The sequence below is a fragment of the Mycobacterium sp. IDUB_36 genome, assembly GCF_055419225.1.
Map to the genome: position 1 here is coordinate 2,445,969 of NZ_JBVAXH010000001.1, position 10,744 is coordinate 2,456,712.

The window sequence follows — 10,744 nt, forward strand, 5'->3', positions numbered from 1 at the left end:
GGTGTACGTCCGTCATCTGGGCTTGCGGGACTTTCGGTCCTGGTCGACCGTCGATCTCGAACTGACGCCGGGCCGCACCGTATTCGTCGGGTCGAACGGCTTCGGTAAGACGAATCTCGTTGAGGCGCTCTGGTATTCGTCGACATTGGGATCTCACCGGGTGGCCACTGATGCACCGCTGATCCGGTTCGGGGCACAGCGCGCGGTGGTGTCGACCATCGTGGTGAACGAAGGCCGCGAGTGCGCCGTCGATTTGGAGATCACCGCCGGCCGGGCCAACAAGGCCCGGCTCAACCGGTCGCCGGTGCGTAGTCCGCGCGAAATACTCGGAGTGCTGCGTGCGGTGCTGTTCGCGCCGGAGGATCTCGCGCTGGTGCGCGGTGATCCCGGTGATCGCCGGCGTTATCTCGACGACCTGGCCGCGGTGCGCCGGCCCCGGGTGGCGGGCATTCGCGCCGACTACGACAAGGTGCTGCGTCAGCGCACGGCGCTGTTGAAGTCGGCGTCCGGCGCTCGATTCCGCGGCGACCAGGGCGCGCTGGACACCCTCGACGTGTGGGACGGCCATCTCGCGGCGCACGGCGCCGAGTTGATGGCGGCCCGGATCACGCTGGTCAACGAATTGGCGCCGGAGGTCCAGAAGAGTTACCAGTTGCTCGCCCCGGCGTCGCGGCCGGCGTCGATCGCTTATCACGCCAGCGTCGACATCTATCCCGAGCAGCCCGACATCGATGTGCTGCGGACTGCCCTGCTGGAGAAGATGGCGGCCCGCCGCGACGCCGAACTCGACCGCGGGGTGTGTCTGGTCGGCCCGCATCGCGACGATCTCGAGCTCAGGCTGGGCGAACAACCCGCGAAAGGCTTTGCCAGCCACGGGGAATCGTGGTCGATGGCGCTGGCGCTACGGCTCGCGTCGTATGAGCTGCTGCGCGCCGACGGCAGCGACCCGGTGCTGCTGCTCGACGACGTGTTCGCCGAACTCGACACCGCCCGCCGCGAGGCGCTGGCCGCGGCGGCCTCCACCGCGGAACAGGTACTGGTGACCGCGGCCGTCGTCGACGATATTCCCGGCGAATGGTTGGCCGACCGCATCGACATCACGCTCAACGACGACGACAGCGGCCCGGCGTCGGCGATACTGACTTTCGAGCCCGAAGAGGAGTGACGCGGTGAGCGATGACAATCCCGAAGACGGCGCGAGTCCCCCGGAACACCTCAGCGGAATGAAGGGCATGGACCTGGTCCGGCGGGCGCTGGAAGAGGCCCGCGGCTCCGCTCGCACCCAGGGTAAAGACGTCGGCCGTGGTCGCCGGCTCCCCCCGACCCGTCGACCGGCCGGGGCCGGTAGCCGCCGGCGCTGGTCGGGTCCCGGGCCCGATGCGCGTGATCCGCAGCCTCTCGCCGGCGCGACGCGCGACCTTGCCAAAAAGCAGGGATGGTCGTCAAAGGTGGCCGAGGGCGCGGTATTCGGGCAGTGGCCGACGATGGTGGGCGCACAGATCGCGGAGCATGCGACACCCACCGGACTGCGGGATGGTGTGCTGACCGTGACGGCAGAGTCGACGGCGTGGGCCACGCAATTGCGGTTGATCCAGAATCAGGTGCTGGCCAAGATCGCCGCGGAGGTCGGCAACGGTGTGGTCACCAGTCTGCGGATCACCGGCCCGACCGCGCCGTCGTGGCGCAAGGGCCCCCTGCACATCTCCGGGCGCGGCCCCCGCGACACCTACGGATGACGCGCCGGACCCATTCCCCTGAGGGCCGTCACAACGCGGAAAACCTCGGCGTCAAGCGTCTGGACGCAAGATGGATCGAAAAATTCCGCACACGGCGCAAATAGCTGTGCAGAAACACCCTCGCAGAGTCAGTCCGGAACCAGCTTGACGGTAGACTGAGTTTGATCTGCGCGGGGCCGACGGTCCCAGGCCCTTGAGGCCGGAGAGAAATACCCAAGGAGAGCGTTCCGCTAGTGGCTGTCAACGAACAGTACGGTGCCGAGTCGATCAAAGTCCTCGAAGGCCTGGAGGCGGTCCGCAAGCGCCCAGGTATGTACATCGGTTCGACCGGTGAGCGAGGGCTCCACCACCTCGTCTGGGAGGTAGTCGACAACGCGGTAGACGAGGCGATGGCGGGATTCGCCACCCAGGTCGACGTGCGGATCCTCGAAGACGGCGGTGTCGAGGTCACCGACAACGGCCGCGGTATCCCGGTGGCGATGCACTCCACCGGCATTCCGACCGTCGACGTCGTGATGACCGTTCTGCACGCCGGTGGCAAGTTCGAAGAAGGGGCCTACCAGGTCTCCGGCGGTCTGCACGGTGTCGGGGTCTCCGTGGTGAACGCGCTGTCCAGTCGACTCGAGGCCGACATCAGCACGGACGGATTCGAGTGGTTCCAGACCTACGACCACTCGGTACCCGGCCAACTCAAGCAGGGTGACAAGACCACGAAGACCGGAACCACCATCCGCTTCTGGGCCGACCCCAACATCTTCGAGACCACCAACTACGACTTCGAGACCGTGGCCCGCCGGCTGCAGGAGATGGCGTTCCTGAACAAGGGCCTGACCATCAACCTCCGGGACGAGCGGGTGACCAAAGACGAGGTGGTCGACGAGGTGGTCAGCGACACCGCCGAAGCGCCGAAGTCGGCGGAGGAGAAAGTAGCGGAATCCGCTGCGCCGCAAAAGGTCAAGCACCGCACCTTCCACTACCCGGGCGGGCTGGTCGACTTCGTCAAGCACATCAATCGGACCAAGAGCCCGATCCACTCCAGCATCGTCGACTTCTCCGGGAAGGGTCCCGGCCACGAGGTCGAGATCGCGATGCAGTGGAACGGCGGTTACTCCGAATCGGTGCACACCTTCGCCAACACCATCAACACCCACGAGGGCGGCACCCACGAAGAGGGGTTCCGCAGCGCGCTGACGACAGTGGTGAACCGGTACGCCAAAGACAAGAAGCTGCTCAAAGAGAAGGACTCCAACCTCACCGGCGACGACATCCGCGAAGGCCTGGCCGCGGTGATCTCGGTGAAGGTCGGCGAGCCACAGTTCGAGGGCCAGACCAAGACCAAGCTGGGCAACACCGAGGTCAAGTCGTTCGTGCAGAAGATCTGTAACGAGGAGCTGCAGCACTGGTTCGACGCCAACCCGTCCGACGCCAAGACGGTCGTCAACAAAGCGGTGTCGTCGGCGCAGGCCCGGATGGCGGCCCGTAAAGCGCGAGAGTTGGTGCGGCGCAAGAGCGCTACCGATATCGGTGGCCTGCCGGGCAAGCTGGCCGACTGCCGCTCCACCGATCCAAGTAAATCTGAACTGTATGTGGTGGAGGGTGATTCGGCCGGCGGCTCGGCGAAGAGCGGCCGCGACTCGATGTTCCAGGCGATCCTGCCGCTGCGCGGCAAGATCATCAACGTGGAGAAGGCACGCATCGACCGGGTGTTGAAAAACACTGAGGTCCAAGCGATCATCACCGCGCTGGGCACCGGCATCCACGACGAGTTCGACCTCGCCAAGCTGCGGTATTACAAGATCGTGCTGATGGCCGACGCCGACGTCGACGGCCAGCACATCTCGACGCTGCTGCTGACGTTGTTGTTCCGCTTCATGCGTCCGCTGATCGAGAACGGGCACGTGTTCTTGGCCCAGCCGCCGCTCTACAAGTTGAAGTGGCAGCGCAGTGAACCCGAGTTCGCCTACTCCGACCGCGAGCGCGACGGGCTGCTGGAGGCCGGCCGGGCGGCGGGGCGAAAGATCAACACCGAGGACGGTATTCAGCGGTACAAGGGTCTCGGGGAGATGGACGCCAAGGAACTGTGGGAGACCACCATGGACCCCTCGGTTCGGGTGCTGCGCCAGATCACCCTCGACGACGCCGCCGCGGCCGACGAATTGTTCTCCATCCTGATGGGCGAAGACGTCGAAGCCCGGCGCAGCTTCATCACCCGCAACGCCAAAGACGTTCGCTTCCTGGATGTTTAAGAAATCGAGACGGCTAGTTCTAGCGACCGAAGGAACACATGACTGACACCACGCTGCCGCCGGGCGACGAAGCCGGCGACCGCATCGAACCGGTTGACATCCAGCACGAGATGCAGCGCAGCTACATCGATTACGCGATGAGCGTGATCGTCGGGCGTGCGCTCCCCGAAGTCCGTGACGGCCTCAAGCCGGTGCACCGCCGGGTGCTGTACGCGATGTTCGACTCCGGGTTCCGGCCGGATCGCGGACACGCCAAGTCGGCACGCTCGGTGGCCGAGACGATGGGCAACTACCACCCGCACGGTGACTCGTCGATCTACGACACCCTGGTCCGGATGGCGCAGCCCTGGTCGCTGCGCTATCCGTTGGTGGACGGGCAGGGCAACTTCGGCTCGCCGGGTAACGACCCGCCGGCCGCGATGAGGTACACCGAGGCCCGACTGACTCCGCTGGCGATGGAGATGCTGCGTGAAATCGACGAGGAGACAGTCGATTTCATCCCCAACTACGACGGCCGGGTGCAAGAGCCGACCGTGTTGCCGAGCCGGTTCCCGAACCTGCTCGCCAACGGCTCGGGCGGTATCGCGGTCGGCATGGCGACCAACATTCCGCCGCACAACCTGCGCGAGCTGGCCGAGGCCGTGTACTGGTGTCTGGACAACCACGAGGCCGACGAAGAGGCCACCCTCGCCGCGGTGTGTGAACGGGTCAAGGGCCCGGACTTTCCCACCCACGGCCTGATCGTCGGATCGCAGGGCATCCACGACGCCTACACCACCGGCCGCGGATCCATCCGGATGCGCGGAGTCGTCGAGGTGGAAGAGGATGCGCGCGGCCGCACCGGTCTGGTGATCACCGAGTTGCCGTATCAGGTCAACCACGACAACTTCATCACCTCGATCGCCGATCAGGTCCGCGACGGCAAACTGGCCGGCATCTCCAACATCGAAGACCAGTCCAGCGACCGGGTCGGCCTGCGGATCGTCGTGGAGATCAAGCGCGACGCGGTGGCCAAGGTGGTGCTGAACAACCTCTACAAGCACACCCAGCTGCAGACCAGCTTCGGCGCCAACATGCTCTCGATCGTCGACGGAGTGCCGCGCACCCTGCGGATCGACCAGATGATCCGCTACTACGTCGCCCACCAACTCGACGTGATCATCCGGCGCACCACCTACCGGCTGCGCAAGGCCAACGAACGCGCACACATCTTGCGCGGTTTGGTGAAAGCCCTTGACGCACTTGACGAAGTGATCGCGTTGATCCGCGCATCGCAGACCGTCGACATCGCCCGCACCGGCCTGATCGAGCTGCTGGACATCGACGAGATCCAGGCCCAGGCCATCCTGGACATGCAGCTGCGTCGACTGGCTGCCCTGGAGCGCCAGCGTATCGTCGACGACCTGGCCAAGATCGAGGCCGAGATCGCCGACCTCGAGGACATCCTGGCCAAGCCGGAGCGGCAACGCGCGATCGTGCACGACGAGCTCAAGGAGCTCGCGGACAAGTACGGCGACGACCGCCGGACCCGGATCATCGCCGCCGACGGTGACGTGGCCGACGAAGATCTGATCGCCCGCGAAGACGTCGTGGTCACCATCACCGAAACCGGCTACGCGAAGCGGACCAAGACCGACCTGTACCGCAGCCAGAAACGCGGCGGCAAGGGCGTTCAGGGCGCCGGCCTCAAGCAGGACGACATCGTGCGGCACTTCTTCGTGTGCTCGACGCACGACTGGATCCTGTTCTTCACCACCCAGGGCCGGGTGTACCGGGCCAAGGCGTACGACCTGCCGGAAGCCTCCCGCACCGCGCGCGGCCAGCACGTCGCGAACCTGCTGGCCTTCCAGCCGGAGGAGCGGATCGCTCAGGTCATCCAGATCAAGAGCTACGAGGACGCGCCCTATCTGGTGCTGGCCACCCGCAAGGGCCTGGTCAAGAAGACCAAGCTGACCGACTTCGACTCGAACCGCTCCGGCGGGATCGTCGCAGTCAACCTGCGCGACGGCGACGAACTGGTCGGCGCCGTGCTGTGCTCCTCGGAGGAGGACCTGCTGCTGGTCTCGGCCAACGGGCAGTCGATCCGGTTCTCCGCGACCGACGAGGCGTTACGGCCGATGGGCCGGGCCACCTCGGGCGTGCAGGGCATGCGGTTCAACACCGACGACTACCTGCTGTCGCTGAACGTGGTCAGTGAGGGCACGTTCCTACTGGTGGCGACGTCCGGCGGGTACGCCAAGCGGACCGCGATCGAGGAGTACACCGCGCAGGGCCGCGGCGGTAAAGGCATTCTGACGATCCAGTACGACACCCGTCGTGGCAAGCTCGTGGGAGCGCTGATCGTCGACGACGACAGCGAGGTGTTCGCGATCACCTCCGGCGGCGGGGTGATCCGGACGAAGGCCAGGCAGGTCCGCAAGGCAGGGCGGCAGACCAAGGGCGTTCGGTTGATGAACTTGGGCGAGGGCGACACACTGTTAGCCATCGCACGCAACGCCGAAGAGGCCGATGTCGTCGACGAGGAGTCGGGCGGCGACGCCGAGGCGTAGGCGGTCGCCGGCCGCCAGCACGGCGGCCGGTGGCACAGTTAGGAGCTGTGGGAGTGACCTCACCGAACGAGCCGGTTCGTCCCGGAGCGGGCGATGGCCCGAACGGGTCCGGCGGGAACACGGCCGCGACGCCGCGAAAACGTCCGCCCGCCCGCCCGTCGCCGCCGCAGCAGCGCCAACCGGCCCGCGGTGGCGCGGCACCCAGCGCCGAGGCACGGCTGAACCGGTTCATCTCCGGCACCGCCGCGCCCGGCAGCGCCAAACCCCCATCATCCGAGGCTGAGCCGGCACCGGCTCCCCCGCAGAACGAGAGCCGGGAGACCGATGCTTACGCCAGCGAACTGCCCGACCTGTCCGGCCCGATTCCCCGTGGCGGACAACGGAAGTCGAGCATCGACCGGTCGGACGACCCGATGACCGCGCCGGCGCGGCCGGAGGGCCGCATCCAGGTTTCGTCGCGGACCCCGGGTCCGGTTCGGGCCAGCATGCAGATCCGCCGCGTCGATCCGTGGAGCACGCTGAAGGTGTCGGCGGTGTTGTCGGTGGCGCTGTTCTTCGTCTGGATGATCGCGGTGGCATTCCTGTATCTGGTGCTCGGCGGCATGGGCGTGTGGAGCAAGCTCAACAGCAACGTCGGTGATCTGCTCAACAACAGCGGCGGCAGCGCCGAGCTGGTGTCCAGCGGCACGATCTTCGGCGGGGCCATCTTGATCGGCCTGGTGAACATCGTCCTGCTCACCGCCGCGGCGACGATCGGCGCGTTCATCTACAACTTGACCACCGATCTGATCGGGGGCGTCGAGGTGACGCTGGCCGACCGAGACTAGCGTTTTGGGCGCAGACGCTCGGGTGCGGTAATCTCGTCGCTCGTCCGTGTGCGCGTGCGGGCCTATAGCTCAGGCGGTTAGAGCGCTTCGCTGATAACGAAGAGGTCGGAGGTTCGAGTCCTCCTAGGCCCACAACCATGTGTTCGCCAAGACGTTTCGTGAGACTGGCGCTGCCGCTGGCAGCGATCGCGGTGCTGGCGGTGGCGATCCGGTCTCGGGAGAGCGTCGAGGTGTGGCATGTGGCCGCCGACCAGATCGATGGCCGGTTCCCTACTGATCAACATCAGGGGCCTTAGCTCAGTTGGTAGAGCGCTGCCTTTGCAAGGCAGATGTCAGGAGTTCGAATCTCCTAGGCTCCACAATCCTTCTCCGGCCCGCGGGCCTGGGACCTAGGCGCCTTCGCCGTCGTCGGCCAGATAGGTCACGTCGTACCACCGCCGGGACGCGTCGTAGCTCTCGGTCGCGGCCGCCGCCTCCAATCGCACGTCACACAGGTGCGAGTTGGCCAGCCGGATGTAGCTTTCCAGTTCGGTGTCGCGCTCCTCGCCGGACAGGGTGCTGTTGGCGAGTGCCCGGCCGTCGTAACGATGCCAGCTCACGGCGACTTACGGGCGGTGGTCGACGTCGACGCTGGGCGGCAGCGACGAGGTGTCCCGCTGCGACGAGCGGCGGATGAGCGAGAAGGCCACCGCGCCGACCGCGAGCACGCCCGCTGCGGCGCCGGCCAGCACCCACGGCCGCGGCTTGCGCCGCTGCGACCGACGGGCCTGGGCGAGCGCCTCGGGCAGACCGCTGACGACTTCCTGGGCGGCGGCCAACTCCTGGGCCAGCGCCTCCTGCGCGTTGCGGAGGTCGCGGGCCAGCCGGCCCTCCTGGTAGCGGCGGCGCAGGCTGGAGGCGCCGGTGTGCGCGGAGTGCACGCCCAGCCCGACCACGCCGCGGGTCACGTCGACCGGACCGATCGCCGTGTAGGTCAGCCCCCGGCCGAGTCGCTCCCGCGGGGTCAACCGGATGTCGTTCTTGGCGCCCATTTATCACCCTTTCGCAAGACCCCCCGGGAATACGTCAGAGGCTACCGGCACCGGATGTCCGGCGGGGTGAACGGTGATGGCAGACTGTGATCCCGTGACTTCCAGCCAGATTCAGACCGCCACCGCCACGCTGCACACCAACCGCGGCGACATCAAGATCGCGTTGTTCGGCAACCATGCCCCCAAGACCGTCGCCAACTTCGTCGGCCTGGCCCAGGGCACCAAGGAGTACTCCACCGAGAACGCCTCCGGCGGAAGCTCCGGCCCGTTCTACGACGGCGCGGTGTTCCACCGGGTGATCAGCGGCTTCATGATCCAGGGCGGCGACCCGACCGGCACCGGCCGCGGCGGCCCGGGCTACAAGTTCGCCGACGAGTTTCATCCCGAGCTGCAGTTCGACAAGCCGTACCTGTTGGCGATGGCCAACGCCGGGCCGGGGACCAACGGCTCGCAGTTCTTCATCACCGTCGGCCAGACCCCGCACCTGAACCGCAAGCACACCATCTTCGGTGAGGTCGTCGACGGGGACTCCCAGGGCGTCGTGGACGCGATCGCCAGCACGGCCACCGGCCCGGGCGACCGGCCCAGCGAGCCCGTCGTCATCGAGTCGATCACGATCTCCTAGCCGGCTCCGGCGTCGGGCCACTCAGCCCGCGTAGCCGTGGGCGGTCAGCGCGTCGAGCACGTCGAGCGGGTCGGTGCCGAGGTCCCAGCGGGAGAACACGAACAGGCGACCGTCATGGGCGTCCATCTCCAGTAGCCGAGTCTTACGCCCGATCCGGCGGAACTCGGTGATCCGGATGATCTTGATCTCGGAGCGGCGCACCCGATGCGGCCTGAACCAGCCGCCGACGAGCAAGCCGTCGTCGGTGATTGCCAGCTTCGGCCGGGCGCGCCACGTCCCGGCGGCGAACAGGATCAGTCCGACCGACGAAATCCCCAGCAGCAGCCGGCCCGGCGCGTCTGTGACAACGGTCACACATGTGGTAGCCATCACAATTCCGACGAGCCCACACGCTGCGGTTCCTGCCGCCGAGGGCGCCCACTGTGTTTGCTGCACGAGGCTCCTAAGGGGTCTACCACCGTCGATGCGGTTATCCACAGGCGCTATGCACAATGGGGATGAATCACACGCGTGTGATCTGGTCTCTCACCCGTTGCCGACGCCCGCCGGAGCGGGGCAGCGGAGCCCTACCGCCACCGCATCGTCAGCAACAACCCGCTGATCATGAAGGCGAAGGCGACGGCGTAGTTCCATGGCCCGAGATCGGCCATCCAGTTCAGCATCGACGGCGCATCGGCGCCGGTGGCCGCCAGCTGGAAGACCATCAGCCAGATCAGGCCGATTAGCATCAGGCCGCAGAACAGCACTACGAACCACACGCTGGACGGGCCGGCCTTGACCTTGACTGGGGTGCGGCTCACCGTCTGGGCGGTGAAGTCGGTCTTCTTGCGAACCTTGGACTTGGGCATTTCTACCTCGGGTATACCTCGGAGCTACGGTAGGCAGAGCGTGTGCAACGACGAGCCTAACGCACTCACCTGCGGTGGACGGAGAGCCGATGCCCAGACGGATCCCCCGGCTGCGACCCGCGCGCGACGGCGGCACGCGGCCGTCGCCCTGGCGGGTGGGCGTCCCGCTGGTCTGCCTGCTCGCTGGGCTGATGATCGGTGCCACGCACGGAGTGTCGCGGGGCGGTGAGATCCGGCGCAGCGACGCACCCCGGCTGGTCGACCTGGTCCGCAGTGAGCAGTCCGCCGTAGACCGACTGACCGGCGAACGGGATCGCCTCGACCACACCCTCGATTCCACCCACGGCCGATCCGCCGACGCCGCACTGGCCGCGATGCTGCGACGGTCGGCGGAACTGGCCGGCGAAGCCGGGCTGGACCCCGCGCACGGACCGGGGCTGACCATCACGCTCAACGACGCCCAGCGCGACGCCAACGGCCGCTTCCCCCGCGACGCCTCGCCCGACGATCTCGTGGTGCACCAACAGGACATCCAGGCCGTGATGAACGCGTTGTGGAGCGCGGGCGCCGAGGCCATCCAGATGCAGGACCAGCGCATCATCGCCACCTCGGTGGCCCGCTGCGTGGGGAACACCCTGCTGCTCAACGGACGTACCTACAGCCCGCCGTACACGATCACCGCGATCGGGGATGCGACGGCGATGCAGGCCGCGCTGGCTGCCGCTCCCCTGGTGACCCTCTACAAGCAGTACGTGGTCCGGTTCGGCCTGGGCTACACCGAACACACCACCACCGACGCCCACGTCGTCGGGCACAGCGAGCCGGTGCGGATGCACTTCGCCGAGGCCGCCGGCCCGGTCAGTTACTGAGCTCACCTGCGAT

12 protein-coding genes and 2 tRNA genes are annotated in these 10,744 nt (G+C 66.9%); 10 read left to right on the forward strand and 4 right to left on the reverse strand.

The window, feature by feature from the left end; translation table 11 throughout:
- Window position 1 precedes the first annotated feature (1 nt).
- From recF to ACZYW1_RS12075, 8 genes are all read left to right on the forward strand, one after another.
- On the forward strand, window positions 2–1,165 hold the full coding sequence (recF, locus tag ACZYW1_RS12040; protein WP_463786010.1) for a DNA replication/repair protein RecF: 1,164 nt from the start codon (window positions 2–4) through the stop codon (window positions 1,163–1,165).
- A 4-nt stretch (window positions 1,166–1,169) separates the two neighbouring features.
- Window positions 1,170–1,736, forward strand: a complete 567-nt coding sequence (locus ACZYW1_RS12045) for a DUF721 family protein (RefSeq protein ID WP_463786012.1) — start codon at window positions 1,170–1,172, stop codon at window positions 1,734–1,736.
- 233 nt (window positions 1,737–1,969) lie between these two features.
- Window positions 1,970–3,982, forward strand: coding sequence for a DNA topoisomerase (ATP-hydrolyzing) subunit B (gene gyrB, locus ACZYW1_RS12050; protein WP_463786013.1), 2,013 nt, complete (start codon window positions 1,970–1,972; stop codon window positions 3,980–3,982).
- A 38-nt stretch (window positions 3,983–4,020) separates the two neighbouring features.
- Window positions 4,021–6,531 carry a DNA gyrase subunit A gene (gyrA, locus tag ACZYW1_RS12055; RefSeq protein WP_463786015.1) on the forward strand — a complete coding sequence of 837 codons (2,511 nt, stop codon included), beginning with the start codon at window positions 4,021–4,023 and terminating at the stop codon, window positions 6,529–6,531.
- A 53-nt stretch (window positions 6,532–6,584) separates the two neighbouring features.
- Entirely contained in the window at window positions 6,585–7,358 is a 774-nt protein-coding gene (locus ACZYW1_RS12060; RefSeq protein WP_463786017.1) for a DUF3566 domain-containing protein, read from the forward strand.
- 58 nt (window positions 7,359–7,416) lie between these two features.
- Window positions 7,417–7,490, forward strand: a tRNA-Ile gene (locus ACZYW1_RS12065).
- A gap of 26 nt (window positions 7,491–7,516) precedes the next feature.
- Complete coding sequence (locus ACZYW1_RS12070; RefSeq protein ID WP_463786019.1) at window positions 7,517–7,654, forward strand: hypothetical protein; 138 nt, start codon at window positions 7,517–7,519, stop codon at window positions 7,652–7,654.
- Window positions 7,645–7,717 (forward strand) — tRNA-Ala (locus ACZYW1_RS12075). The genes ACZYW1_RS12070 and ACZYW1_RS12075 overlap by 10 nt, the downstream gene beginning before the upstream one ends.
- Window positions 7,718–7,747: 30 nt before the next feature.
- Here ACZYW1_RS12075 and ACZYW1_RS12080 read toward each other — a convergent pair.
- Window positions 7,748–7,957: a hypothetical protein gene (locus ACZYW1_RS12080; protein ID WP_463786021.1), complete on the reverse strand. Its 210-nt coding sequence runs from the start codon at window positions 7,955–7,957 to the stop codon at window positions 7,748–7,750.
- 6 nt (window positions 7,958–7,963) lie between these two features.
- Window positions 7,964–8,389, reverse strand: a complete 426-nt coding sequence (cwsA, locus tag ACZYW1_RS12085; protein WP_463786023.1) for a cell wall synthesis protein CwsA — start codon at window positions 8,387–8,389, stop codon at window positions 7,964–7,966.
- Between the two features lie 76 nt (window positions 8,390–8,465).
- Here cwsA and ACZYW1_RS12090 point away from each other — a divergent pair, with 76 nt between their 5' ends.
- Window positions 8,466–9,014, forward strand: a complete 549-nt coding sequence (locus ACZYW1_RS12090) for a peptidylprolyl isomerase (RefSeq protein WP_463786026.1) — start codon at window positions 8,466–8,468, stop codon at window positions 9,012–9,014.
- A 21-nt stretch (window positions 9,015–9,035) separates the two neighbouring features.
- Here the strand turns inward: ACZYW1_RS12090 and ACZYW1_RS12095 are convergent, their stop codons facing one another.
- Both ACZYW1_RS12095 and crgA read right to left on the reverse strand, forming a co-directional pair.
- On the reverse strand, window positions 9,036–9,449 hold the full coding sequence (locus ACZYW1_RS12095) for a PH domain-containing protein (RefSeq protein WP_463786028.1): 414 nt from the start codon (window positions 9,447–9,449) through the stop codon (window positions 9,036–9,038).
- Window positions 9,450–9,580: 131 nt separating this feature from the next.
- On the reverse strand, window positions 9,581–9,862 hold the full coding sequence (gene crgA / locus ACZYW1_RS12100) for a cell division protein CrgA (protein WP_463786029.1): 282 nt from the start codon (window positions 9,860–9,862) through the stop codon (window positions 9,581–9,583).
- An 89-nt stretch (window positions 9,863–9,951) separates the two neighbouring features.
- Between crgA and ACZYW1_RS12105 the strand changes: the two genes are divergently transcribed.
- Entirely contained in the window at window positions 9,952–10,731 is a 780-nt protein-coding gene (locus ACZYW1_RS12105) for a DUF881 domain-containing protein (protein WP_463786031.1), read from the forward strand.
- Window positions 10,732–10,744: the final 13 nt, after the last annotated feature.